Below are 26,199 nucleotides of genomic sequence, written 5' to 3' on the forward strand. Positions count from 1 at the left end.
AGGAGGGATGAGAGAATGAAATGTCCGTCATGTCATACAGAAAATGCAGCAGAGGCAAAGTTTTGCGGGAATTGTGGACATTCGTTAACGGAAGAAGTAGTGGCAAGTAGTGGTCAAGAAGAAGGGCCGGAACAAGCACGCGCGGCACAAGTAAAGGAAACTCGGCCAAATGAAACGGTAGAGCAAGCGAAGCGGTTTGCGAGCGGCTATTTTCAATTTTTTAAACATGCATTACAAGCACCGACAGCGATTATGAAAAGCGGCACGATTGAAGTAAGAAATGGAATTGTAAGTCTTGTTCTTATTTGTTTTTTAGGAGCATGTATTTTTTATAGAATGATGAGTGCAGCATCAGCAGTTACGAGAACATTTGCACCAGATATATCTACTCCCACATTTTTTGTAGAATCTATAACGGTCTTTTTCTTTTTATTAATTTTAACTTTATTTGTCGGATTTATTATTTTTGTAAGTGGTAAGATGATGAAATCATCTTTTTCGTTTCTTGAAGTATTCGGTATATGGGGAACGCTAGCGACGCCGGCTATTGCTATATTAGTCCTTTCTTTTCTTTTTAGTTTCTTATTAATCTTTTTCTTACCGATATTATTATCGGTAGCTGCAACTTATATAGGGATTAGTATAACTGTAGCCATATTAAAGCTAGACAATGGCGGATTAGATCTCGTGTACACACTTATTATTGCAAATGTTTTAATTGGAATTGCAACATTTATTGTACTTTGGTCTTACATTAGCACGATAATTCAAGCCTTAACACAGGGAATAACTGGCTTCTAATGAAAAGGTGGTTGACTGGATGAATGTATGTACAAAGTGCGGAATTCAGTTTGAAGATGGTGTGCAATTTTGTCAAAACTGCGGGACGAAGAGGGGAAGTCCTGTAGTAAAGAAGAACATGAGCGGTGGTGCAAAGGTTGGCATTACACTGTTAGCACTATTTGTTATAGCGATTATTGGATTATATTTGTACGGATCATCGTATTATACGCAGGTGGCACAAGTAGATCGGATGATTACGATTTTACAAGAGAGGGACGGAGAGAAATTAGCTGAGATCATTACGGCAGATGATCAATCGGTTATGATAACAAAAGAGAGTTTAACGCCTCTATTTTCATATATAAAAGAAAATCCATCGTATGTGAATGAATTAAAAGAATATTTGAGACAAGGTGAAAAACAACGGGACGGAATAGAAAGAGCTGATTTTTCGTTAACGAAAGACGGAAAGTATTTCTTTATATTTGATCGGTATAAATTGAAAGTGAAGACGTACTATACCACTTTGCTTACAAATGAAAAAGGCGTATCGTTAAAAATGAACGGAAAAGAAATTGATAAGACAGATGACAAAAAGTTTGAGAAGCAATATGGGCCGTTTCTTCCGGGCAATCAAGTGTTTCAATCAGAATATAAAAATGATTATGTAAAACTATCGCGTGAGGAAAAGGTTGTACTTATGAAACAAAGCCAAAATAACGTAATGATAGATTTAACGTTGCAAGGTCAATATATTACAGTTCAAACGAACGCGCCTGGTGCAACATTGTACGTAAATCAAAAACCAGTTACAGCACTGGCAGGAGAAGAAATTACATGGGGGCCTATAGCGACTGATGGAAGTACGACGATTTATTTAGAACGAAATGGAGAAAATGGAAGGGAAACGACGAAGGTAGAAACGGTAACGGCACTTCCGTCTTATAATCTTCCATTTCAAAAGAAAAGTACAGAAAAAACAGTTGTTTATAATGTTACTCCGCCATCTACCACTCCGTATGTATATAATGGTTTCATTTTCCCAGATAGTGATATTCGAAAATTAACGAGTACAGATTTAGCATATTTATCGAAAGAACAGTTGAAAATTGCTAGAAATGAAATATATGCAAGGCATGGACATATTTTTCAGACGAAAGATATGCAAACGTATTTTTCAAAACAATCTTGGTATAGAGAAAATCCATATTTTACAGGAAAGCTAACAGATATTGAAACTTATAATGTTGAACTCATCAAATCAAGAGAATAAACATGTGAAAAAGGTACAGTGCATAACTGTACCTTTTTTATGGTTATTTATCTGAACCAGGATCCCTTGAGAAAAAGATGTGAAAGAGAAATGTGACTTTACTTGATCCTCCTGATGTACTAGCTTGTATATGTGATAAAGGACCAGATGTTAGGGCTGCCTCGGAATGGGGGGGTACGACTATTTTGAGCGCATGATCTGATTCTGGTGAAGCAGTAACAGTTATTGTATCGTCAGAGAAGTTCAGAATTTTAACTGAACCGACTGGAAAGATAGACTTGCCAGCATGTGATGCTGAAGCGAATTGGGTAGCTTTCCAAATATCTTGCGCAAACGTATCATCGTTAGATAACCAGGCACGAGCGCTGTATATTGTCGCATTAATGGAAAATTCTTGGTCAAGTGAGAGGGCGGGTTTCGGTTCTTTTGGTTCTTGCGGTTCATCTGGAAGCTGGGCGAGAAGGCCGGCGCACATATATTTCACCTACTTTCAATAGTAACTGTTATAGCATATTAAACATGTTGTTTATAAGACACGACGGCTACCTATTAAAGCATAGGTTTGTGCACCAAATTTGAAGATAAAATCCTCTTTCTTTACAATGGAAGTAGGTGTTATTTCTATAAAATATGGAAAACGTAAAGAGTATGTAAAAAAGAAGGAGTGGTAAAGTGAACTATGTCATTATTGGCGGAGATGCAGCTGGTATGAGTGCAGCTATGCAAATTGTTAGAAACGATGAAAATGCAAATGTTGTAACGTTAGAAAAAGGTGAAATTTATTCATACGCTCAGTGTGGATTACCGTATGTCATTAGTGGTGTTATCGCTTCAACTGAAAAGTTAATCGCGCGCAACGTAAAGACGTTTCGTGAGAAATATGGAATTGATGCGAAAGTGCGTCATGAAGTAACGAAAGTAGATACAGAAAAGAAAATGGTGTACGCAGAGCATACGAAGACGAAAGAAGTTTTTGAATTTCCGTACGATCGTTTATTAATTGCAACTGGAGTGCGTCCTGTTATGCCAGAATGGGAAGGTCGAGATTTGCAAGGTGTTCATCTTTTAAAAACAATTCCAGATGCTGAGCGTATATTAAAAACGCTAGAAACGAATAAAGTTGAAGATGTAACCATTATTGGCGGTGGTGCGATTGGACTGGAGATGGCAGAAACATTCGTCGAACTTGGTAAGAAAGTAAGAATGATTGAGCGAAATGATCATATCGGTACGATTTATGATGCAGATATGGCTGAATATATACATAAAGAAGCAGATAAACACAATATTGAAATTTTAACGAATGAAAATGTGAAAGCATTTAAAGGAAATGAAAGAGTGGAACAAATTGAAACGGATAAAGGTACGTATAAAGCAGATCTTGTTTTAGTATCGGTTGGAGTGAAGCCGAATACTGATTTTCTTGAAGGAACAAATATACGTACAAATTATAAAGGGGCAATCGAAGTAAATGCATATATGCAAACGAATGTGCAAGACGTATATGCAGCCGGTGATTGCGCAACACATTACCACGTTATAAAGGAAATTCATGATCATATCCCGCTCGGAACGACTGCTAATAAACAAGGGCGACTTGCTGGACTGAATATGCTTGATAAACGAAGAGCATTTAAAGGTACGTTAGGCACAGGTATTATTAAATTTATGGATTTGACGTTCGCAAGAACAGGCTTAAATGAAAAAGAAGCAAAAGGGCTACATATCCCGTATAAAACGGTCAAAGTAGATTCTACAAATATGGCGGGCTATTATCCAAATGCAAAACCACTTTACTTGAAACTACTATATCGCTCTGATACGAAACAATTGTTGGGCGGGCAAGTAATTGGAGAAGAAGGCGTAGATAAACGTATTGATGTGATCGCGATGGCACTTTTCAATAAAATGAGCATTCATGATTTAGAAGATGTCGATTTAAGTTATGCACCACCATATAACAGCGTTTGGGACCCAATTCAGCAAGCGGCAAGGAGAGCAGAATAGCACTTTTTAAGTGCTATTTTTTTTGCAAAGGTAGGTAAACTTTTTTAGCGAATAATAAAGAGGGAGAAACAGTTACATATAGGGAAGGGGATTATTAAAAATGTTTGTAGCACTTCAAACCGTTCAAGAATCTGAAAAAGAAATATTACGTAATTTGTACGCACTATATCTTCATGATCTCTCTACATTCACTCCTAATATAAAGATTGGGGCAAATGGATTTTTTGAATACGAAGATTTGCACATGTTTTGGGGAAATGACGGAATCACTCCGTATTTTATAAAAGCTGAAAATAGTATTGTAGGATTTTTATTATTGTTGGAACGCCCGTTTTTGAAGAAGGAAAACGACTTTGGCATAAATGACATTTTCATATTGAATCAGTACAAAGGAAAAGGAATTGGTAAACAAGTTATTGAGAATGTACTAAAAGAGAAACGAGGACAGTATTTCGTTATCGAACTTGTGAAAAATGTACCAGCTGTTTCTTTTTGGAAGAAAGTATATAGGGAGCTAAACATCGTATTTGATGAGAAAACACAGTTAATCGATGATGAAGAATGTCTCGTTCAAACGTTTAAAATATAATGAAATCGGTGCCTCTAGTAGATTACTTTGAAATTTAACTTTATTTTGAATATACCGTTCACCCTTGAAAACATAGTACTTATCGCTTATATTTTCATATAGTATTTATTTTTAAAAAAAGCAATGAACGAACCAGGGGGCACAGTATGGCAATTAACATGAAAACAATCGAAGAATGGATTGCTGAATCAAACGCAAGACAAGAAGAAGACTTTGGACACGTTGTGGAAGAGATGAAAGAAGTATGCGTCGGACTTGATAATGCGACATTAATTTATACGAAAAATGTATTTTGTTTCGGTAAAAAAGTAGAAGTGTTTTTCTTCTTCCAAGACCATGTCGTGATCGGACAAGAAAAAGACGAATATATTGAGATTGAAAAATTAAAGTATGATGATATTACAAATAGTAATTTAAAAACAAATGACAAAAATACAACGTTAGAATTAAAGTTTGCTAACGGACAATCTATTAATTTAGATAGTTTAAATGATAACTACGGTACGAAAAATTGGTTATTTGCTAGACAAATTAAGAGTATTTTTAAGTTAATCTAGTAAAAAAGCACGCCGTCCATCGGCGTGCTTTTAACTATGCAAAACCCCTTTTAACCAATTCCGCGCTCGATACGCCCCAACAGGAATTTGAATAAGAGACGTTTCATTCCCAGCATCAATACCGTACAATTGATCACATGAATTTGTATCAAAACTAAGTAATGGATGCCCGCCCATCCCCATCGCGGTCGCTGCAAAAACGAGTTTATGAACGAGTATACCAGCTTCCATTTGGTGAATACGATATCCTCTATAGCCTAATGCACGTGTATAGTAATCTTTCTTTCCGACTACATGTAAGCAAAGTGGTACTTGAAAAAGGTTTACGTTATCCATCGTCATACTAGATTGAAGAGGGTAACGAAGGTCTCCATACCGAATTGGTTGTATCGAATGTGTTTTACTATTATAAGCGTAAGCCCCGTTTTCAATATTTTTCACGTTATAAAAACATCCATATAAGAAGACGCGTGCATTTTCATTTGCATACTTACCGTCAAGGTCGTTGTAATAGGGGAAGGAGAGGCTCGCTTCTTGTAGTAAAGTAGCGAGCTCGGCTGCATCCCATTTCGTTAAAATAAAGTCCGCATCAGGAGAATATCGTTTTTTACAAAGTTGTAGGAAATCATACGATAACCGTTCTACTTTTGGTAGCTGTACAGCGTACGCATTATGTTGATAGTGCTCTTCATGATGTAGTGTTTGGAAGTGTGCTGTCGATTCGATCATAGAAGCTTCATTTATTTTTGTTATCATCGGATATTCACCTACATGTTTTGAGCGAACGAAATGTTCATGTGCTAACGGCGGAATTTGTTGCAACAACTCATGAGAAGTAACTGTTTTATTTTCACGGTAATCATTGTGAAACCAATTAGTTTCTGGCTCTGTACTTAAAGGAATAACGGCATACACACTTTCTTCACCTTCTGACAATCCGAGTAAACGGTTCAGTGCACGGTCTAGAAATTGAAAGTATACGCCGTTCGTATAACCGAACTGTTTTGCACATTCTAGTAATTGTCCAATGAGAACCCCGCTATCTAATCCTTGAAGGCGATATGAAAAATTATTGTATTTAAAGAAATTTTTCCAAAACATAGTAGATATAAATGCAGCACCGAAACAATCATGTATATTACAGCGATTACCGAGTGCGTCTGCTAAATAAGAATCGAAATTTCCTTCGCGAAGTAAAATAAGCCGGTGATGCGCGGCGTCATAATGGTAAATGCCGTCTGGATAATCGTCAATCTTTAAATAGATATACAATTCATTCGGATATAAAGCGCCGCCTGAAGGAATAGATCTTCGTAATACATTTCTCTCGCTATTTAGCTGACATAATTGTGTTACACCAAATGAATACCAAAGGTAGTGACCAATTTCATCTAAAGTAGGTGTAGTAGAAGAGTTCGGTAAAGATAATGGGATTTCTAAGGAGAGCGGGATGGTAGGTACATTTCGATATAATTTATAAGGAAGCGGTGCGTCTTTCCAGTCCACCTCATGATTCGGCATAATTTCATCGATAGAGAAATGGAGATGATGTAAAAAAGTATCTAGCTGCATGAAATCCCTCCTTTACTATGGAAACGGATGTGGATGTGGATTTAATCTTTCATTCGTTAAAGGTTCGTCTGTATATCCAAGTGTCATCGGTACGGTATATACCCGGTCCAGTCCTGTAATCCGAGTAAGATGGTGTCCGAAAGTCATCGGTAACATGCCTGGAATAATAACTTTTACACAGTGTAGTCCGTTCTTTTCTATAAGGGGAACGGTTTGATCTACAACGATTATTTCAAGATTAGATTGATGCAAACGATTTAAAAGTTGGTGGAGATCGGATGTTAAATCCATATCAAATGATTGTGATACATTCATTTCTTGGAACGTTTGCACCGGTGCATCTTCTCGTAAAAGGAAGTGAAGACGTTCTTCCGTTTCTTTCAATCCGTACAGCATACTATGGTCTTCCATTTTATTAACGAAATAAGGATCTTGTAAGCATTTTTCGTAGTATTCTCTTTTGTGCTCGAGCTCATCGTCTGTTATAAGTAACATGCCTGCTATTTCTTGAATGGCACTTTTTAAAGCTCGAATAGAATCTAAATGAGCGCCTCCCGCACAAACAACGTTCATTCCATTTTCACGTGTATTCTTTGCAATTACCCATAAGCTCGGGATGCCGTGTTCCATCGTCGCGTTAAAAGCGTGTAATTCATATCCAGTAATCGTACGTAACCGCTGGATCATTAATTGTAATTCTGTATCATTTGCTGAACTAAGATCAAGGCGGGGAAGAGGTAATTCGGCATACCAAGTGAGTAAGAAGGCATCACGCTCTACAATTTCTAAAATGCCGTGAAAAATCGCTTCTTCTAAACTACCGCCAATTGCACATCCATTTGATGTTTCATACACGAAAGCATCTCGATGACCAAGGCTATAATAAGCAATTGATTCAGGAACTAAAAGCGGTCTGTTTTGTGATAAAGAATATCCCCATACCCAGTTTTGCTCATAATCAGGATCAAACGGCTTAAATGGAAAATTATCACGACTGTAGTGTTCATTTGTATGCACACCGAGTGTAAGGGGATTTAGTGCATGTTCCTCTAAATCATGAAAACTACCATGCACATTTGTCTTTTTCCCGCGAGGCGACATACCGCAATATCGTTCTAAACCTTCTAAAATAGCAGTTGCTTCACTCACTGCAAAGGAATGAGTTCGGCCTGCAACACCTTCATTTCCAAACATTAATGGCATGTTTATAATGACGTCAGCGAATGGCAATAAAGAATGCTGCATTTTGCCGTTCAACATACCGATCCGATAATCTAAATAGTCTTTCGTTAAAAATGTGTTTAATTCATGAATGGAACGGCAGCGATACGTTTCGGTGCTTACTTTTAAACTCGGTTGTAAAGAAACTTCCGCCGCATCCGCAGTATCATCAGGTAAACTACTACATACAGGACAGAGAGGATCTGGAAGAAAAGAATGCCGCGTACATTGTAATGTTTGTAAGTTTAGTAAAATAAGTTCATTTTCTAAAGAAGAATGGTTATGAGTTAATATTTTTTCTGTTTCTGCGCAAATAAGATGGCACATTTGTAACATGCCATTTTGGGTGGCACGTACATCACGCCTCGTTCCATTTTCGGCTTTAAAGGCATATTTCCGCTGTAGTTCCCACATTTCTTTTTGATCAAAGCCAGCGATAAAACGGCGTCCATCAGAACAATGGGAACATCCGGGCGTAAGAGGATGAATGTAAGGACCGATAATACCTTCGCCAAATGAAGTGAAACCACGAAGCCACGGAATATGATTTGAGCGAAAAATTAGCTCAGCATCATGATGAATAGGAGAAGGAGATCCATCATGTAATACGAGAGCGAGATAAATATTTTCAGGAAGTTCTTCTGTAAGGGTATGCTGACGAATGATGGAATATTGTTTGCATAATTGATCATGTACATAGTCTGCAAGAAGGCCATCCCCTATAAGCAATATATTTTGAGTCATAGACCGTCCTCCTTTGCAATTAATACCCCATACACACCGTCTAAGTTTTCTTTCAAAAATGGTTCGATTGCTAAATCAAACACGAAGGGATAAAAATTATGTTCTTCTAAATGCTGTAAGGCAAGCTGTAAAGATTGCACACTTGGAATTTCTTCTTCCGCTTGTATTTCCACCCTAAAAGAATCCGTGTCATATAAAATAATAGATGATTCAGGCAAGATATTAGCTCTGTAAGGAGTCTCTTCACTTTGAATGTGGAGCAGTGATAGTTGTAGTGCGCTCCGTAACGCTAACGTCATATTAATATTAGATGCACCGTACCATTTATCATTTATACCAACCCAAACGACTGGAAAACTGAGAATCTCTTCACTCATTGCGATTTTAGGTGTTTCATGAATTGTAGCAAGGGCATCGTAATAAAATCTACAATGTTTATCGTGAATATCAGTTAAATCAATCGTTGTAAGTTCTTCTAGCATATGTGACTGCCGTTCATACAATTTATTATTTAAATGTTGTTGTAGTGCCCGGTAAAATCCTTCTGTCATCGTTTCTCCAGCGCCAATACCGATATCGTTATGTTCAGGAATAAGGCGGTGAATGATTTCTGCTACATATGTTTCAATTCCTGTTAAACCAGCTTCTCGGCGTGCTTCATTATGAGTTAATCCACTGCGAGTCATAAGAGGCAGAAGGGGAGCTGGGCCATCTGATAATGGATTGGCTACTTGAATATAGCATTGTGATAACGGTAATTGATATGAATCTTGTTCATCCCATACATGGAATATACCGGCTTCTTTAGAAGTTAATGAGTCGAAAAAGCGGAATACATCAGTTGAAGTATGTTGGTTGGACCGATGCTCAAGTTTTTCAGAAAGATTTTCTATCGTATCAATTGTAAAACTTTCATCAGTTGCAAGAGGGTGTTTTATAAAAGGATGCCACGTTCCTTCAAGTGTTTCATAGTTTAATAAAAAGAATTGTAATTCTTTTTCACGATATAAATCATCCGCGACATGTTTAAACAATTCAAAAACGATTACATTTGCTAACATTGCAGATGTAATTGGTGAGAAGGAATCTGATGAATTTTCATTTTGCAAAGTCGTTTCATGTAGCCGATGCCATGCGGATTCCCAGCATTCATCACGATTTTCCGTTACGACAGGTCCAGCTATACCGAGTGTTGATAAACAAATAGCTGGTATAAAATTCTTTTTCGTTTCTCTACAAATAGTGTGAACTGTTTTTAAACCGTCAATGTCTCCATTTTGAGAAACATATAAAATCCAATCAAAAGGTTCGAATACTTCATGCAAGGGACGGTCAATTGTAGTATCGATTTCTTGAATGAGTACACCGTTATCAACTTCATATGCACGTTCTATTAGCTCATGTATTCTGTCATAGTTTGTTTCATCTCGATCTGTAACGAGGTAATGAAATGTAGGTAAACCAGATTCTAATAAAGAAGAAACTAAAGAAGTAAGCATATCTCCGGAGCCAAGTACAAGGACATTTGCTCCGCGGTACGTTTCAAATTTTAAAGCACCTGAATGAGAATCAGCTTCTAAAAATTCAATTTGTGAAGCATATCTGTCGAGTAATGTACTGTTTAATTCATGAGGTGCATCTTGATTTGCATCGCGAACGAAACCATTTTCATATAAAACCTCTCCAATTTCAAATACACGATTTTGATAGGGGAGAGGGAGACCATCAGTTATTTCTGCTAAAGAATGATTACCGTTAAACATTGGCATTAATTTTTCAATCCAGTCATAAATTCCATCACCGTCCATGCGAAATGAACTGGCGTTATTTCGAAAATAGACACCCCCGTTTGAATCGGGCAGGAAGAAAGTATCCTTATTTACTTTAAGTTTTGCATGAATTGGAAGGTTATTCATTTTAATCCTCCTTACGTTTAGGCATACATTATTATCTTATGCCATGAAATTTGTCCCGTATGAACGCAAAAAAAGGCTGTAGAATGATGTATTCTACAGCCTTTATATATTAGATTATTAATCTATCAACCTTCTAATAATAATGATTTTGGATCTTCAAGCATATCTTTAACAGCAACAAGGAAGCTAACTGCTTCTTTACCATCAACAATACGGTGATCGTAAGATAAAGCAATGTACATCATTGGGCGGTTTTCCATACGCTCGTTATCAATTGCAACTGGGCGTACTTGGATTTTATGCATTCCTAAAATACCAACTTGAGGGCTATTTAGGATTGGTGTTGACATTAGAGAACCGAATACACCACCGTTTGTAATTGTAAATGTACCACCTTGTAGTTCTTTTAATGAAAGTTTGTTATCGCGTGCTTTCATACCTAAATTACGAATTTCACTTTCGATTTCAGCGAAGTTTAATTGGTTAGCATCGCGTACAACTGGAACAACTAATCCATCTGGAGCTGCTACTGCAATACCGATATCATAGAATTTTTTGATGATAAGCTCGTCACCTTGAATTTCAGCATTTAATAATGGGAATTGTTTTAATGCTGCAACAACTGCTTTTGTGAAGAATGACATGAAGCCAAGACGTACATCATGTTTTTTCTCGAAAGCGTCTTTACGCTCTTTACGTAATTCCATGATCGCACTCATATCAACTTCGTTAAATGTTGTTAACATTGCAGATGTTTGTTGAACTTCTACAAGACGTTTTGCAATTGTTTGACGGCGGCGGGACATTTTCACGCGCTCAACTGGTTTTTCGAATTCCGTTTTTGCAACTGGAGCAGGAGCTGGGCTCTTTGGAGCAGCTGGTGCTTCTTTTGGTGCTGCAGCATGAGCTTGTACATCATGTGGTCTCACGCGTCCAAGTGGATCTGTGCTACGTACGTCGTTTAAGTCGATTCCTAATTCACGAGCCATTTTTCTAGCAGCTGGTGATGCGATAGGACGGTTCGTATTTGGTAAGCCTTGTAGACTCGTAGTTTGTTCAGCATTTGGAGCCGCAGCTTTCGGTGCTTCAGCTGTTTCTTGTTTTGCTTGCTCAGCAGGTGGTGCAGGTGTACTTACTGCAACTGGTGCTCCATTAGCATCTAAAATTGCGATAGTTGCGCCAACTTCAACTGTATCCCCAGGTTCGCCTAGTAACTTCGATACAATACCTGAATCTTCTGCAATGATTTCTACATTGACTTTATCAGTTTCAAGCTCAACAACGCTGCCGCCTTTCTCAACTTTGTCGCCTACGTTGATAAGCCATTGTGAAATAGTTCCTTCGGTAATAGATTCTGCAAGCTCAGGTACTTTAATTTCGATCATTTTAAATGTCCTCCCCTTATTTGCCTAACGGTGTGTTTTTTCTTCTTTTGTCTTCGGTAATCTCCATTTGTTAGCCTGGCCTTGGGCAGAATATCTGCCCAGGGAACAAGCTAGAAACCTTCATTATTACTTTTTAGTTGCTGAAAACTTCAATTTCTTGTTTATCTTGACGGAAGTTATACTTCACATCTAAAGCGTGTGCAACAATTAGTTCTTGCTCAGCTTTGTGAGCGAATGGATCGCCGCCAGATGGACTAGAGCGATCAGGACGTCCAATGTAACCTGTTTTCACTTTATCTCCAGCAAGTTCGAACAGAATTGGAGCCATGTAATGCCATGCGCCCATATTACGAGGTTCTTCTTGAACCCAAATGATTTCTTCTAAGTTTTTAAATCGTTTAATAATAGATTGAACTTTCTCAGCAGGGAATGGGTACAATTGCTCGATACGAACGACATGAACTTCGTCTAAGTTGTACTCATGTTTACCAGACTCGATTTCTGCTGCTAAGTCAATCGCCATTTTACCTGTGCTTAAAACAAGACGTTTTACTTTATTTGGTTTCGTGCCAAGGTTTTCTTGTTCTAAAGCAGGTTGGAAACGTCCTTCGCTTAACTGACTAGCAGTTGAAAGCGTAAGTGGGTGACGTAATAAACTCTTCGGCGTCATCAGTACTAATGGTCGAACAGCTTCTGTTCCTAAGATAGATGCTTGACGACGCAGGATATGGAAGTACTGTGCCGCGCTCGTTAAGTTTGCAACTGTCCAGTTATTCTCAGCAGCTAACTGTAAGAAACGCTCTGGACGTGCACTAGAGTGCTCTGGTCCTTGACCTTCATAACCGTGTGGTAATAGAAGAACTAAACCAGATTTTTGACCCCATTTTGCTCTTCCAGCTGAAACATATTGATCAAATAATGCTTGCGCAGTATTTGAAAAGTCACCATATTGCGCTTCCCACATAACAAGAGTTTCTGGAGCGAATACGTTATAACCATATTCGTAACCAACAACAGCAGCCTCTGATAATGGACTGTTATGAACAGAGAATGAAGCATTAATGTTTGGTAAACGGTGTAACGGTGAATATGTTTCATTTGTATCAGTATCGTGTAATACGATATGACGGTGCGCAAATGTACCACGCTGTGAATCTTGACCAGTTAAACGAATTGGCGTACCTTCTTGTAAAATAGAAGCGAATGCTAATGACTCAGCAAGTGCCCATTCAATTTTACCGTTCTCTTCTAAAGCATCTTTACGGCGCTCAAGAATTTTCTTCACTTTCGGATATACGTTAAAGCCTTCTGGCCAAGATAGTAGACCTTCATTAATTGCACGAAGTGAGTCAATCTCAACACCAGTATCAATTGGTTGAATGCCTTTTGCAACAACATCTGGCACTTTAACGTGAATTGTTGCATCGCTCGTATCAGCTGGCGGTACTTGTGCATAATCGGATTTTAATTGTTCTTGCGTAAACTGAGTAATTGTTTCAACTTCATCTGCATTTAGAACACCAGCAGCTTGTAATTGATCTGCATAAATTGCTCTTACAGTTGGGTGATTTTTAATTTTTTTGTACACTTGTGGTTGCGTAACTGCTGGGTCATCCATTTCGTTATGACCATATCGACGGTAACCGATTAAATCGATTAAGAAGTCTTTTTTGAACAACATGCGATATTGAATCGCAAGGTTAGCAGCTGCAAGACAAGCTTCTGGATCATCAGCGTTCACGTGAACAATCGGAATATCGAAACCTTTTGCAAGGTCACTTGAATATTTCGTAGAACGAGAATCATAGCTATCAGTCGTGAAACCAACTGCATTGTTTGCGATAACATGAATCGTTCCGCCTGTTTGATACGCGTTCAATCTGCTTAAGTTGAGCGTTTCAGATACAATACCTTGACCAGGGAATGCAGCATCACCATGAACTAAAATTACGAATGATTTTGAAGTATCTTGATCTGGAAGACCAGATTTTTTACGATTCTCTTGAGCAGCACGTGCGAAACCTTCTACTACAGGATTCACGAACTCAAGATGACTCGGGTTATTTGCTAATGTCACGCGAGTGCTAACTTCTTCGTTACTAACGACTTGTTCTCTACCTAGGTGGTATTTTACGTCGCCAGTCCAGCCAGAATTGGCTACTGCGCCTTCTATTTTTGCATGTTTGAACTCAGCAAACATGTGACTATATGGTTTTTCTAATACGTGAGCAAGTACGCTTAGACGACCGCGGTGAGCCATACCAATCATGACATCCTCTACGCCGTTCTTAGCACCTTCTAGAACAATTTCATCTAAAACAGGTACAAGCATATCAACGCCCTCGATAGAGAAACGTTTTTGCCCAACGAATGTTTTATGCAAGAATTGCTCGAAACCTTCAACAGCTGTTAAACGTTTTAAAAGAGCAGTTCGTTTTTTATTTGATAGTGGTTGACGCAATGAATTTGATTCCACCATTTGATGCAACCACGTGCGTTCTTCACTATCTTGTATATGAGAAAATTCATAAGCTAAAGATTTTGTATAAACGTCTTTTAATCTATGAATTACATCAAGTGCAGTGTGAATACCTTCTGGTGCATCTTGCCATACTGTTTTCGCTGGAATCGCTTTCAAGTCAGCATCGCTCAGTTCGTTCATTGCTTTCTCAAGAAGAGATTGTCCATTTGCAGCATCTTCCATCGGGTTGATGTGAGCCAACGTGTGCCCGAAAGAACGAATCTGCTCAACAAGTTGAACGACTTTAAGAATTTTTTCAATGTTACCTGTGTTTTGAGGAGAAAAATGTGTTGCTGTGTTGTCCCCTGTTACGACATCATCTTGAAACGAAGGAGCTCCAAAAATTTCAAAAAGCTCTTGTAATTCCGGATCAACAGAACCTGCTCCAGTTACGTAAAGATCATACTGTTCAATCACATAACCAAGGTTCGGACCGTGGAACTTGGCCCAAGGGTTTGTCGTTGTATTCTTCCTCGTCATTTGTTTAAACCTCCCAATGCATATAATCCTTTTCCATACAAAAGGTGCATTTTGCTCTTTTCAATAATTGATGAACCAATAATCAATGTAAATGTTTTCTTTACTCTTATGTTATTACAATAATTTACATAATACCAAACACTATTACTTATCTGTTTTGTAAAAAAACATTCACAATAACTTATCACCCAAGTTAATCTTTCACTTTATAAAGTAATTTTACAGAAAAATGGGGTGGATATATTTGGTATACCTACATTGAAAACTAGAATTGTTACATGTAAATATAAGTATAATCATTGGAATGTTTTGATAAAAGTTGATTCGAATTATGTATATTGAAATAATAAGCGCTTTCATAGATATTATACAACAATATAACGGAATATAGTATAAAAAATAAAAAATTATGAATTTACCATAAACTTTATTTCGATAGTGTTAAATATCGAAAGGAAAATGAAGGATTTCTACAAAAAAAGTGGTTAAACATAAAAAATGCTTTATAACCCGTTAGTTTCTATAAATATGCCAAAAAACACCGTAAAACAAATAACACATTGCATCTAATAAAGCAGAGAATGAAATATTTTAAAAGGATAAAACAAATATGAAGATATTAAATTTTTAAAAAAGTGAGGAGGAAATATAGTAACGATTACATACAGTGTTCCATGTTTTATTACAAAATAGACGTGCTGAAATCGAACAAGTTTCTTCTATATAAATAGAACGAAAACTGATTGAAATAAATGTAAAGGAACCTTGACGTAAAGTTTACTTTACATATATACTCGATATATGGAAGGAGGGAGAAATTTCCTTGGAAAATAAAATGGTCGAATACCGAAAGAAATTTGGACTATCTCAAGAAAAACTGGCCGAGAAACTCGGGGTTTCCAGACAAACCATTATCTCAATTGAAAAAGGGAAATACGATCCATCACTTCCGCTAGCATTTGAAATAGCAAAAACATTTCAGACAACGATAGAACATGTATTTATTTATGAAGGAAAAGAAGGGGAGGAGTAAGAATGAACTATTCACAAAAGTACTTTGTAATCATGGGAATTATCTTTCTATTTATGAGTGGATTTATGATATTAACAGGTATAATGACGCATTCTGCACCGCCGGCTATAACGTATCCATTGCTTGGGATGATGATTATGAGTTTCTGCCTAAGCTACTTACACCCACAATTTAAAGAAAAAGATGAGCGAATGAAATTCATTCGTTATAAAGGAATGTTTGTAACCTTTTTTGCATTAACAGTATATTATCTTCTTTTCTCTATTGGCTTAAACTTAAAAATACTTACACTATCTGCTACTGAATTATTGAATATACTTATGGCACTTACGATGAGTACCGTCTTTATCTCATTTGTTGTTTTGGCAAAAAGATATTAAGATGGAAGAGAGAAAGGAAGATTAACATATGCAAATGATGTATGCTTTTGGCATTGGGCTTGTATTATTTTTAGCCGTATTCTTATTTATTCGTAAAGATGTTCAAGGTGGGACATTAACGAAGCGAGGATTTTATAAATTAATCGGCTGTTTAGTTGTTATGCTTATAGCGATTATTGTAATGATCGTATTAATTAATCAGTCACTATAGAATGTAAAAACGGAACTTTACTTCGGTAAGGTTTTTCTTTATTGTTAAACCTAAAAATTACCTATAAATCCATTTACTGTAAATAAATTGTGTTATATAATCCAATGAACTGATAGATAAGGAGTGTAGTATATGAATAAAAAAACTATCTTCTATTTATTAACTTGTATACTACTTGTAGCTAGTACTACTTATATAATATGTAACAAAAGAGAACAAGTGCCACCTATATTAGTATGGGACGAACAAGAATACTATGTTACGAATGAACCTGCCAAAGTAGAAGAAGTTGGGCAAAAACTTGGCGAAGTAACAAAGAAAATTAAAACAAGTAAAAACCCTACTAAAAATAGAGAATCTAATACATTACAAGAGAAAACAGAAGTGTTTACAATGATTGAGGAAGAAAAAAGTGAATATCCGCCTTTAATCATAAAGGAAGCTTATAGTGATGAATATAGGGTAGTGAGGCCGATGTTGAAGCAAGTATTATGATGAAAAGGGGATTCATATGCAGAAAGAAACTGCGTATCTATGGTTGTTAAGAAAAACTTTTTCCTTTGCTTTATTTTGCCTCCTATCGGTGCATTTTACATTGTAATGAATAGAGGGGCACTACAAAAGAGAGACTTCATTTTATATTTATTATTTGCTGCTATTAATATATCACTTTGGTTATCGCTTATGATCTTTGATCGGACTATATGGATGGTAGTAGGGAACAGAAAATGTGGTTCATTTGTGCTACGGATACAGATTGATAGAAGAGAGGCCTTGTAGGAATGCTGCAAGGCTCTTTATATTTTTGGGAATTAATAGAAAATTAATCATATAAATGCTATACTAAAAAATGTTTGTAATGTCAGTTTCATAATATTGTATGATACTGACTTACTAGAAAAGATAATGAGGAGAATGAGCGTGCAAAAGATAAAGAGATTATTGCTATTAATGATGGTAGTAGGATTAACAGCGGTTGTTTTAGCAGGGTGTGCAAATCCGAAAGATACTACAGAAGAATTTTTAACAGCGATACAAAAAGGTGATGTAGAAAAGGCTCGTACATTTGTTGAGAGTGACAAGGAATTTAATAAACTAAATGAAAAAACAGATGATGCTGAGGCAAAAGCAATGCTAAGTGCAATTACAAAGAACTTTAAATTTGAAAAGCTAGAAGAAGTATCGAAAAAGGATGACAAAGCAGAAGTGAAAGTGAAAATTACATCTGCTGATCTATCCGTTGCTGTAACAAAAGCAGTGGGAGAAGTTATGCCAATGGCCTTCGCTAGCGCATTTAGCGAAGACAAAGAACAATCTGAAAAAGCGATTGAAAAAACAATGACCTCAACTATCATCAAAAACTTAACGGATAAAGATGCAGCAATGGCAACTCGCGAAGTTACATTGAACTTAAAGAAAGACAAAGATGGCGACTATAAAATCGTTGCTGACGATAACTTGAAAGAAGTATTGTTTGCCAATGCAAAGTCTTTGGAGAAGATGTTTGGTGGGAAGTAATTGAATTAGATAAAAAAGAGACACCATATNNATATGGTGTCTCTTTTTTATGAACCTGGAGAGGTTTGAACTCACGAGATTAATTATATAAATTAGATATTATGTTTTTTGAATTCAAGACATAAAGCTAGTTGTAACAGAGGAGGTACTGTATTCTATGTTTTCTTATGCGGATCCTGTAACGTAGAAAGGTAAAATTTCTGGACCAGATTTTAATTAGTGTTCCTTCAGCTTTAATGAGGAGGTGTACGAAGATGTTGTGACTATGCCTGCTGGATACTATTAATTGTGAAGTTAAATAAGACAACAATTTATTAGAGGAAGATTAGTTAGTTTAAGTATCAGATTTAGGTGTTTAACAGGGGTACTAATTAATTTCAGTTCTTCCATGAAAAATTATAGAAAAAGTATGGATAAACAAATTCTTGTTTTAAGTGAATTTTGTAAATGTGGGGGCTGCTTTAAATAAAGATGGTCAAACACTATGTAAATAATTGAGAGTATTAAAATATGCAGAATTGCATATTAAATATTTAAAATCTTATGCTAACCTTATAATGCGAAATATAACATTTGTTGGTAATGATTCATTTTTGAAAGATAAAAAATGAATCATTACAGTGGTATACAATTCACTGTCCTATAGCATAAACGATAATAACGAAAGCTATTTGAAGTCCTTTGAAGGAAATAAGTTATTAAAAAAGATTCCATATAGAAAATTTGTTGAAATTTCAGATGTAACAAATGTCATTTTATTTTTAATGTCTGATAAAAGCGATGCCATTAGAGGGCAAAATATTGTGGTTGATTATGGATATACAATTGTATAAATAAATCATCTTGGGAATTAAGGGTGTGGATAATGAGTTTACTAATTAAAGATTTAACAAAGAAATTTGACGAGCATGTTGCAGTGAATAATTTGAATATCGAGATACCAAAAGGTGAAATATTTGGATTCTTGGGCGGGAATGGAGCAGGTAAAACGACTACATTTCGAATGATACTTGGACTTTTATCGAAATCAAGTGGGACCATTTCATGGAATGGTAAACCTATAAATTATGGTGTTACAGATAAAATTGGGTATTTACCAGAAGAACGTGGTCTTTATGCGAAAATGACTGTCAAAGAACAAGTTAACTTTTTTGCAAAACTAAAGAATATGAAAAGTAAAGATGCAGAAAAAGAACTTCACTATTGGCTGGAGCGTTTTAATATTACTGAGCATCTGAACAAAAAGGTAGGAGAACTTTCTAAAGGGAATCAGCAAAAAATCCAGCTGATAACAGCGATTATACATAAGCCTGAACTCTTAATTTTAGATGAACCATTTAGTGGTTTAGACCCAGTAAATGTTGAAATGTTAAAAGACGCTGTTCTTGATATGCAAAAACAAGGGTCGTCAATTCTTTTTAGTTCACATCGTATGGAACATGTGGAAGAGTTATGCCAACACATTTGTATTATGCACAAAGGTGTACCTGTTGTTCAGGGTGACATTGCCAAAATTAAAAGTGATTTTGGTAAAAAGAACGTTGTAATCGTTGGCGATCATGACTTTGACCATTTGAAAGAAATAAAAGGTGTAGAAAGTATGAAGAAACGTAAAAATGCAGTTACTCTTAAAATTTCATATGAAGAAGTGTCACATGTTTTATTTAAAGAGATAACAAAATTAGGGTATGTAAAAAAGTTTGCAGTAGAAGAGCCTACATTAAATGATATCTTTATTGCGAAAGTAGGTGCACAAAATGAGTAGTTTCTGGACAATTTTTTTACAAAACTATAAATCTAAAGTGAAATCAAAATCATATTTTGCTATTACAATAATAGTTTCTATGTTAATTATAGGATTGATGAATTTTGACAAGATTTATAACTTGTTTGCAGGTAACGAGGACGATCAAGTTGTTGTTGTTACAGAAAAAGAAGAATTATATTCAACCATTCATCAAGTGTTTAAAAATGTCGATAGTAAGATACAAGTTAAACGTAGCACGGATAAACAAAAAGCAGAATCAGGTGTTAAAAATGGTGATTATACATATGCAATCGTTGTAGAGGAATTGAATAATAAACAATTAAAGGCTACGTATATAACTGAGACGGATGTAAATCAGCAAGATGTTAGCAAGGTTCAAACGATTTTATCTCAAATACAATCTTCTAACTTCGCCCAGCAATTGAATCTATCGCAAGATGAATTAAAGGTGTTAACAACGCCAGTAGAAATTCATACCAAAACGGTTTCAGATAAGGTTAAAGATGGAGAACATACTGAGGGTGTAGGGATTTTAATTAATGTCTTTATCATGCTAAATTATCTAATGATATTAATGTATGCTGCACAATTAGCAACAGATGTTGCAACAGAGAAATCTTCTCGTGTTATGGAGTTAGTTGTTTCAAGTATTTCGCCTACCAAACATTTATATGCGAAGCTATTCTCGACATTATTGGCTGGTATTACGCAAATCATAATTTGGGGCTTGGTCGCAACTGTTGGATATAAAACAGCGATTAATGATTCGAAAAATGATATTTTAAATAGTATTGATTTAAATTCTGTTGCTCCAACTCTAGTGTTTTATGGGATTCTATTCTTCACATTAGGATTCTTATTATATGGCTCATTATCTTGTCTATTTGGCTCTATCATTACGCGTATAGAGGAATCTTCTCAAGCTGTTATGCCGCTGATGTTTATGTTACTTGCTGCTTTGTATATTGCAATTTATGGAATGTCAAATCCAAGCAGCATGGTTGTTACCATTACTAGTTATGTACCTTTCTTTACTCCTATAGTTATGCTTGTACGAATTGGATTCCTTAATATCCCAGTATGGGAGATTGCGCTAGCATTAGGGATTCTAATCGCAACAATATGTATAATGATTGGTTTAACGAGTCGTGTTTACCGCGGTGGCGTATTAATATATGGTAAAGGTGCATTTAGTAATATCAAAAAGGCAATCAAGTTAGGGCAAAAATAGGATTCGTCTATTCATTTTTAAACTTAAATTTACAAAGATCTGCATAGTTAAACTGTGTAGATCTTTTTTTATTGATAAATTTATATAAATAAATATAAAAATTGCCGTATTAGGCTATTTTTCAAAGAGAATTTTAAAAAGCTCTCAAAAGAGAGTAAAGAATCGAGTTCTAGCGAATAACGCAGAGCGATGATTAATATAATTTATGTCTTTCTCCAAAATGGAGAAAAGAAGTAGGGAAAAAATTTAGTTTTAATAATAATCATTTATTTGCTACATAAAGAAAACCCCTTGACTATCAAGGGGTTTTTCATATGATCCCGGAGAGGTTCGAACTCACGACCTCCACCCTGTCAAGGTAGAGAGTATAATTTCCTTTAATATTTTAATTTGTCCAGAAATGACTTCATGACAAGCTTTTAAGGAGGTTACGTATACTAAAATAATTCTTGATGTCCAGTAATTTCCTATATTCTGTGACCAGTCTGTGACCAGGTAGCTCACCAGTCATTACATAGTAAGATGTATAGGTGAATGTTCTATTTTATAATTTTAAAATAGATTGGAAGATAAATGTTAATATGTATAATATACTAAAGGGGAAGAAGGGAGTTTTATTTATTGTATAGTAATTTTGAAAATATTGAGTTTATGGAGGAAAAGATGAGTATTAAATTAAAATCTTTACATATACGAAATTTCCGTAATATAAAAAACACTTTATTAGAGGATATGAATGATGTAAATCTTTTTATAGGTAAAAATAATATAGGTAAGTCTAATTATTTAAGAGCAATACGTTGTTTTTTTGAGGCTATAGGATCTCATAGTTTGTATACTAAAGATATATTAGGTAAAGAAGATATAATGAATGCTACTCGTGCTAAAGAGTTAGCGTTAATTGGAGTGCTGGAGGTTTTTGATCAATACTATATTGCATGGGTAGGGTGTACACAAAAAAAGAAAGAAATTTATACCTACCATTTAATTATGAAAATGAGTGATAAGGAATATAGGAACTTTCAAAAGTTAATGAAGCAATATGATCGGGAAATGCTTGGCTATAGTCAGCTTGTAGAAATGTTTTTGGATGACATTGAAAAAGTTAAAGATTTCAATGCAGCGTCAGACCAATATAAGAAGGATTACGAGTATGTATCATCTTTAACAATGGATTTGAAAATAGAAGAGACTATAAATGCTCATAAGTACATAGAAGACAATTTAAACTTATCAGATAGCGCGATGTTTTTATTAAAAACTAATGATATTGATATGCAGGATATACAAGAGGATATTCTATTAAAATTAAAGAAGGAAATAAATTTATATGATAAATATGTTCAAGATTTAATAAAGGGGTTAAAAGAAATAGAAAAGGCAATAAAAGATACGTGGGAAATTAATATAGGTAAATCAAAAGTTAATAGTATTCGTTTTCAAAATGAGAATATTACAATTAGCCAAGAAGCAATAAAAAACAATAAAATAATATTTCAGCCTGAAAAAAAAGAGGGAGTAACTCCGGAAGATGCACACAGATTGTTTTTACTAAAGAACAGAAAAGAACATTTTGATGTTTGGATGAATTTTAGAAACATGTGTAAGAGATTGCTAGGCATCGAAATAGATGTGTTTTTCAATCAGGAAAATCAGCCAGTCATCGATGTTGGGGATAACTTGATAAACCTTAACGGTACAGGAATAAGAGAAATTTTTAGGATTATATTAGATATAGAACTTCTGGATCCTGAAATTATATTAATTGAGGAACCAGAAATACATTTACATTTTGAATTACAACAAAGGTTAAGTGAATATCTACAGTTAAAAGCAAAATATGCTCAAGTATTTATTACAAGCCACTCAACAGCATTTGTAGAAGAAACGTATGATAAATCTGTTTATTTGATTAAGAGAAAAGAGGAGGAAGAAAATAGTATTCAATTATTAGATTCAGAAAGTTTAGATCAAGTTATTAGTGAATTAGGTTATAACGCTCAAGCACTACTGATAAAAAAAATGTTGATATTTGTAGAAGGAAAGACAGATAAATTAATTGTAGATACATACTTACAAAAATTTCAACCGCAAATGTTATCGAAAATAGGTTGTATTGATATGAAAGGTGAAACAAAGTATAAATATTTCGCTAATGCAGAATCATTAGAAATATTCGAAAAGAGTGGTGTGGAAACATTCTTTATTTTAGATTCAGATTATAAAACACCAGAAGAGAAAGAACGAAAGATTAGTCAGCATCCAGAAAGAAGTAGTTTAGTCTTTTGGCCAGGAGTATGTATTGAAAATCTATTTTTAAGTCCAGTAGTTTTAGATAAGTTTATTAAGGCTAAGGATGGAACAAACATGATGGATGTGGATGAAGTAGGGAGAATAATGAAAAAGACCTATACGGATATAAAAATAGAATCTTCAAGAAAATATACTCGTGAAAAATATTTGACAGCAATATATCCAGAGAAAAATTCTAAGGATATTGTTCATGATATTGATGGTTTAAAAGAATGGTTTAATAAAACAAGAGTTAAAATGAGAGAAAAGTTAGATTTAGAAATTGATATTGATAAGGTTATGAAAGAGTTTGATACCCTTTGGGAAGAGAAATTAGATGAGGTTGTACCAGGGGATAAATTTTTAGCCAAGTTTTGTGAAAATGTAGGAAACATTGCCTATAAAAAGAATGAAAAGAATGTTCGACATTTAATTAATGATCTATCACAAGAGGAGTGGCCAACTGATTTTATAGAAATTATGGAAGGTATTATTCGGAAAGTTAATAAGTAGATATTAGAGACTGGTTACTAATTTTTATGAGAAAAATGATAACTGAAATGTGATGAAAGGCGATTATTAAGTTAAGTAATAATCGCCTTTCATAATTATTGCTATTAATTATGAATATATTATATTTGATAGGAATTATTGATACAGCACTTTAATAAGATTAAGGATTTTTTGTTTATCAGAATCTGTTAGAATTCGTCCGTTGAAATTGAGCTTTACATTGGAATTTAATAGTTCTTCAATATTTAAATCATTATTCAAGAATTGAGCTACTAGTTCGTATCCGAAATTGTCTGCAAAACTTTGAACCCATGTACTAACTGCCATTGTCCCCGTAACATAATTAGTAAGTTCTTCAGTACTATGACCAGTAAGAATCATATTTGAATCAACATTAAGTTCTGTTGCAAGTTTTTTTATATCATTGGCAGTAGGAATTGTATAACCTCTTTCCCAGTTTGAGATTACTTGAGAGGAAACATTAAGTTTTTTTGCAAGTTGTTGTTGAGTCCATTTTCGCTCTTTTCTCAATAACTTGATTTGAGGTCCAATTGAAAAATTTTCGAGGATTTCTTTTTCTTTCATAAATAATGTTCGCTCCATTCCTTGTTATTTCTATTCTATTTTAGCATTATTAACGGATTTTGAAAAAAATATAAAATAAGGTTGAAAATAACGGATTATGTTAGTATAATCTAACTGAATCCGTTATTTTTATTTGTTATTATATTTTTTGGAAATAAACTAACGCATTTCGTTATTTTTGTTTTGTAGTAGTGTATATAGCTTTTAGAAGATGTTGAAAAATATTAAAAGTAGTTAGAAAAAGTATAAATAATTCAATGAAAAGTTGAGGGGAAACTTGTAAAAAATCAAAAAGGTTTAGGTGCAGTTGATATCTAAAGGAAGCCAAGCAGAGTATCAACTAGATCTTAATTTGGAGAGGGAAGGCATATCAGGCTGTTGTTAGTTAGCTAGACCAAGGCCTCTTAAAGGCCTGGGGCTAGCCTGGGACTTGCAGAGGCTCAATGTTAAGAATGAGGCGTTTCATCGATTAAGAATCCCGCAACCATATAACATGCGTGGTTCTAATTACAACATCAGGTAAGGAGGAACATATATTGATTATTAAAGGTATTGATACAGTTGAATTTGGAGTTGAAGTCTTTGACTATTTTCAATCTTTTAAAAGCACATTAGATATGCTAGCTTTATTAAAATCTAAAGCTCAAGAAGAATCCAAAGAGTATGAAGTTGAAATAAACGGAATTAGTTTAAAAGTACATAGAAACGGCATTCCTTTCTATTCCTATAAGGTATCATGTAATGATTTTCTAATGTACTTTATGGATAAGCAGGTAAAAAATACGTCACCGATTAAGGTCCGGTTTCTTGCATCTTATTTATGGTCACTTGGCTTTGAAAAGGCTGTTAAAGAGTTTTTTAATTGGTTAAGTGGTTTTGGAATCTCTATAACAGATACAAAGTTATCAAGGATTGATGTATGTGTAGATAGTGATGAAACTCCTTTTACTAGATATGATTTGGAAAAAGTAGTAACTAGAGCAAGAGGGAAAGTAAATCATTTTGTAAATGATGAATATTACAATGGAAGTGAATTTAGTGGTTTTACAATAGGGCGTGGCGATCCATTGTTGGCACGTATATATAATAAAACGCTTGAAGTGAAAAAATCTCAAAAACTTTGGTTTTATGATTTGTGGAAAGAACATTTATGGGATGAAATAAAATCTGTATGGAGGGTTGAATTTCAAATTAGAAGAAAATGTCTAAAAGAATTTGGAGTTAGCTCTATAGAAGATTTTATTCTAAAGGAAAATAACATTTGGTCTTACTTAACAATGGAATGGTTAACCCTTAAGGTTCCATTATCAGATAAAAATAAAACTAGGTGGCCGCTAGATACTAGGTGGATTTTCGTTCAAAAAGCAGATTTAACACAAAATTTTTCTCCCATTATAAGAAAAAAAGTGAAAATAGGGAATACAGAACAGCTATTAGATCAAATTGCTGGTTTACTGATTTCAGTGGGAGCTTTAAATAACCATGATAGTTTAGAGGTTACTACTAGAATTGCAAAGAGATGGACTGAATCAAAGTTGGATAAGAAAAATACTACTTTTGATCAAGAAAAAATACAAAGAAATAGACGTTTTTTATCAACTCATTCGTACTAAAATAGGA

At 34.9% G+C, this 26,199-nt stretch carries 22 protein-coding genes and 1 pseudogene; 16 read left to right on the forward strand and 7 right to left on the reverse strand.

Annotated elements, in window-relative coordinates; all coding sequences use genetic code 11:
* Positions 1–15: 15 nt before the first annotated feature.
* Together CN409_RS11955 and CN409_RS11960 are read left to right on the forward strand one after the other, a co-directional pair.
* Complete coding sequence (locus CN409_RS11955; protein ID WP_000650096.1) at positions 16–801, forward strand: zinc ribbon domain-containing protein; 786 nt, start codon at positions 16–18, stop codon at positions 799–801.
* Between the two features lie 19 nt (positions 802–820).
* The gene (locus CN409_RS11960) at positions 821–2,056 is read left to right on the forward strand and encodes a TcaA 3rd/4th domain-containing protein (RefSeq protein ID WP_001099914.1); all 1,236 of its coding nucleotides are present in this window, start codon (positions 821–823) and stop codon (positions 2,054–2,056) included.
* A 43-nt stretch (positions 2,057–2,099) separates the two neighbouring features.
* Here CN409_RS11960 and CN409_RS11965 read toward each other — a convergent pair whose 3' ends face one another.
* On the reverse strand, positions 2,100–2,531 hold the full coding sequence (locus CN409_RS11965) for a hypothetical protein (protein ID WP_000332402.1): 432 nt from the start codon (positions 2,529–2,531) through the stop codon (positions 2,100–2,102).
* A 197-nt stretch (positions 2,532–2,728) separates the two neighbouring features.
* Between CN409_RS11965 and CN409_RS11975 the strand changes: the two genes are divergently transcribed.
* From CN409_RS11975 to CN409_RS11985, 3 genes are all read left to right on the forward strand, one after another.
* The gene (locus tag CN409_RS11975; protein WP_097982088.1) at positions 2,729–4,063 is read left to right on the forward strand and encodes a CoA-disulfide reductase; all 1,335 of its coding nucleotides are present in this window, start codon (positions 2,729–2,731) and stop codon (positions 4,061–4,063) included.
* Between the two features lie 100 nt (positions 4,064–4,163).
* Positions 4,164–4,652 (forward strand): GNAT family N-acetyltransferase, encoded by a 489-nt coding sequence (locus CN409_RS11980; RefSeq protein WP_000495856.1) that lies wholly within the window; start codon positions 4,164–4,166, stop codon positions 4,650–4,652.
* Positions 4,653–4,798: 146 nt separating this feature from the next.
* Positions 4,799–5,209: a DUF3908 family protein gene (locus tag CN409_RS11985; RefSeq protein WP_000996793.1), complete on the forward strand. Its 411-nt coding sequence runs from the start codon at positions 4,799–4,801 to the stop codon at positions 5,207–5,209.
* A gap of 30 nt (positions 5,210–5,239) precedes the next feature.
* Here the strand turns inward: CN409_RS11985 and CN409_RS11990 are convergent, their stop codons facing one another.
* The 5 genes from CN409_RS11990 to odhA form a co-directional block, all read right to left on the reverse strand.
* Positions 5,240–6,781, reverse strand: coding sequence for a SagB family peptide dehydrogenase (locus CN409_RS11990; protein ID WP_001175535.1), 1,542 nt, complete (start codon positions 6,779–6,781; stop codon positions 5,240–5,242).
* Between the two features lie 15 nt (positions 6,782–6,796).
* On the reverse strand, positions 6,797–8,746 hold the full coding sequence (locus CN409_RS11995) for a TOMM precursor leader peptide-binding protein (RefSeq protein WP_000192992.1): 1,950 nt from the start codon (positions 8,744–8,746) through the stop codon (positions 6,797–6,799).
* Positions 8,743–10,662, reverse strand: a complete 1,920-nt coding sequence (locus CN409_RS12000) for a putative thiazole-containing bacteriocin maturation protein (RefSeq protein ID WP_001061548.1) — start codon at positions 10,660–10,662, stop codon at positions 8,743–8,745. Before CN409_RS12000 ends, CN409_RS11995 begins: the two co-directional genes overlap by 4 nt.
* A 125-nt stretch (positions 10,663–10,787) precedes the next feature.
* Positions 10,788–12,047 carry a 2-oxoglutarate dehydrogenase complex dihydrolipoyllysine-residue succinyltransferase gene (gene odhB, locus CN409_RS12005; RefSeq protein WP_000569919.1) on the reverse strand — a complete coding sequence of 420 codons (1,260 nt, stop codon included), beginning with the start codon at positions 12,045–12,047 and terminating at the stop codon, positions 10,788–10,790.
* Between the two features lie 133 nt (positions 12,048–12,180).
* The gene (gene odhA, locus CN409_RS12010) at positions 12,181–15,048 is read right to left on the reverse strand and encodes a 2-oxoglutarate dehydrogenase E1 component (RefSeq protein ID WP_086389849.1); all 2,868 of its coding nucleotides are present in this window, start codon (positions 15,046–15,048) and stop codon (positions 12,181–12,183) included.
* Between the two features lie 823 nt (positions 15,049–15,871).
* Between odhA and CN409_RS12015 the strand changes: the two genes are divergently transcribed.
* The 10 genes and pseudogenes from CN409_RS12015 (at position 15,872) to CN409_RS12060 (ending at position 23,994) form a co-directional block, all read left to right on the forward strand.
* Positions 15,872–16,081 carry a helix-turn-helix transcriptional regulator gene (locus tag CN409_RS12015; RefSeq protein WP_000428510.1) on the forward strand — a complete coding sequence of 70 codons (210 nt, stop codon included), beginning with the start codon at positions 15,872–15,874 and terminating at the stop codon, positions 16,079–16,081.
* A gap of 2 nt (positions 16,082–16,083) precedes the next feature.
* Positions 16,084–16,461, forward strand: coding sequence for a hypothetical protein (locus CN409_RS12020; protein ID WP_001109897.1), 378 nt, complete (start codon positions 16,084–16,086; stop codon positions 16,459–16,461).
* A gap of 28 nt (positions 16,462–16,489) precedes the next feature.
* Positions 16,490–16,672, forward strand: coding sequence for a DUF3976 domain-containing protein (locus tag CN409_RS12025; RefSeq protein WP_001178294.1), 183 nt, complete (start codon positions 16,490–16,492; stop codon positions 16,670–16,672).
* A gap of 132 nt (positions 16,673–16,804) precedes the next feature.
* On the forward strand, positions 16,805–17,167 hold the full coding sequence (locus CN409_RS12030) for a hypothetical protein (RefSeq protein WP_001036577.1): 363 nt from the start codon (positions 16,805–16,807) through the stop codon (positions 17,165–17,167).
* A 16-nt stretch (positions 17,168–17,183) separates the two neighbouring features.
* A pseudogene (locus tag CN409_RS32665) lies at positions 17,184–17,452 on the forward strand (hypothetical protein).
* Between the two features lie 141 nt (positions 17,453–17,593).
* Positions 17,594–18,190 (forward strand): DUF4878 domain-containing protein, encoded by a 597-nt coding sequence (locus CN409_RS12040; RefSeq protein WP_001169502.1) that lies wholly within the window; start codon positions 17,594–17,596, stop codon positions 18,188–18,190.
* 620 nt (positions 18,191–18,810) lie between these two features.
* Complete coding sequence (locus tag CN409_RS12045) at positions 18,811–19,023, forward strand: SDR family oxidoreductase (protein ID WP_003258596.1); 213 nt, start codon at positions 18,811–18,813, stop codon at positions 19,021–19,023.
* 32 nt (positions 19,024–19,055) lie between these two features.
* Positions 19,056–19,955 (forward strand): ABC transporter ATP-binding protein, encoded by a 900-nt coding sequence (locus tag CN409_RS12050; protein ID WP_000054722.1) that lies wholly within the window; start codon positions 19,056–19,058, stop codon positions 19,953–19,955.
* Positions 19,948–21,189, forward strand: coding sequence for an ABC transporter permease (locus CN409_RS12055; protein WP_000094236.1), 1,242 nt, complete (start codon positions 19,948–19,950; stop codon positions 21,187–21,189). The genes CN409_RS12050 and CN409_RS12055 overlap by 8 nt, the downstream gene beginning before the upstream one ends.
* A gap of 663 nt (positions 21,190–21,852) precedes the next feature.
* Complete coding sequence (locus CN409_RS12060; protein ID WP_170955784.1) at positions 21,853–23,994, forward strand: ATP-dependent nuclease; 2,142 nt, start codon at positions 21,853–21,855, stop codon at positions 23,992–23,994.
* 135 nt (positions 23,995–24,129) lie between these two features.
* On the opposite strand, the gene CN409_RS12065 is transcribed toward CN409_RS12060, so the two are convergent.
* A complete protein-coding gene (locus tag CN409_RS12065; RefSeq protein ID WP_240518631.1) occupies positions 24,130–24,579 on the reverse strand; it encodes a helix-turn-helix domain-containing protein in 450 nt (149 codons plus the stop codon).
* Between the two features lie 536 nt (positions 24,580–25,115).
* Here CN409_RS12065 and CN409_RS12070 point away from each other — a divergent pair.
* Complete coding sequence (locus CN409_RS12070; protein ID WP_097982085.1) at positions 25,116–26,192, forward strand: replication initiation factor; 1,077 nt, start codon at positions 25,116–25,118, stop codon at positions 26,190–26,192.
* The last annotated feature ends 7 nt before the right edge of the window (positions 26,193–26,199 follow it).

It is taken from the genome of Bacillus sp. AFS012607 (assembly GCF_002558005.1).
Lineage (GTDB): Bacteria > Bacillota > Bacilli > Bacillales > Bacillaceae_G > Bacillus_A > Bacillus_A thuringiensis_S.

Coding starts and splice junctions, on each gene's coding strand:
- CN409_RS12025 (WP_001178294.1), top strand. CDS start 16,490: ATGCAAATGATGTATGCTTTTGGCATTGGGCTTGTATTATTTTTAGCC.
- odhB (WP_000569919.1), bottom strand. CDS start 12,047: ATGATCGAAATTAAAGTACCTGAGCTTGCAGAATCTATTACCGAAGGA.
- CN409_RS12060 (WP_170955784.1), top strand. CDS start 21,853: ATGAGTATTAAATTAAAATCTTTACATATACGAAATTTCCGTAATATA.
- CN409_RS12065 (WP_240518631.1), bottom strand. CDS start 24,579: ATGAAAGAAAAAGAAATCCTCGAAAATTTTTCAATTGGACCTCAAATC.
- CN409_RS11955 (WP_000650096.1), top strand. CDS start 16: ATGAAATGTCCGTCATGTCATACAGAAAATGCAGCAGAGGCAAAGTTT.
- CN409_RS11985 (WP_000996793.1), top strand. CDS start 4,799: ATGGCAATTAACATGAAAACAATCGAAGAATGGATTGCTGAATCAAAC.
- CN409_RS11965 (WP_000332402.1), bottom strand. CDS start 2,531: ATGTGCGCCGGCCTTCTCGCCCAGCTTCCAGATGAACCGCAAGAACCA.
- CN409_RS11980 (WP_000495856.1), top strand. CDS start 4,164: ATGTTTGTAGCACTTCAAACCGTTCAAGAATCTGAAAAAGAAATATTA.
- CN409_RS12030 (WP_001036577.1), top strand. CDS start 16,805: ATGAATAAAAAAACTATCTTCTATTTATTAACTTGTATACTACTTGTA.
- CN409_RS11990 (WP_001175535.1), bottom strand. CDS start 6,781: ATGCAGCTAGATACTTTTTTACATCATCTCCATTTCTCTATCGATGAA.
- CN409_RS12020 (WP_001109897.1), top strand. CDS start 16,084: ATGAACTATTCACAAAAGTACTTTGTAATCATGGGAATTATCTTTCTA.
- CN409_RS12055 (WP_000094236.1), top strand. CDS start 19,948: ATGAGTAGTTTCTGGACAATTTTTTTACAAAACTATAAATCTAAAGTG.
- CN409_RS12050 (WP_000054722.1), top strand. CDS start 19,056: ATGAGTTTACTAATTAAAGATTTAACAAAGAAATTTGACGAGCATGTT.
- CN409_RS12000 (WP_001061548.1), bottom strand. CDS start 10,662: ATGAATAACCTTCCAATTCATGCAAAACTTAAAGTAAATAAGGATACT.
- CN409_RS11960 (WP_001099914.1), top strand. CDS start 821: ATGAATGTATGTACAAAGTGCGGAATTCAGTTTGAAGATGGTGTGCAA.
- odhA (WP_086389849.1), bottom strand. CDS start 15,048: ATGACGAGGAAGAATACAACGACAAACCCTTGGGCCAAGTTCCACGGT.
- CN409_RS11995 (WP_000192992.1), bottom strand. CDS start 8,746: ATGACTCAAAATATATTGCTTATAGGGGATGGCCTTCTTGCAGACTAT.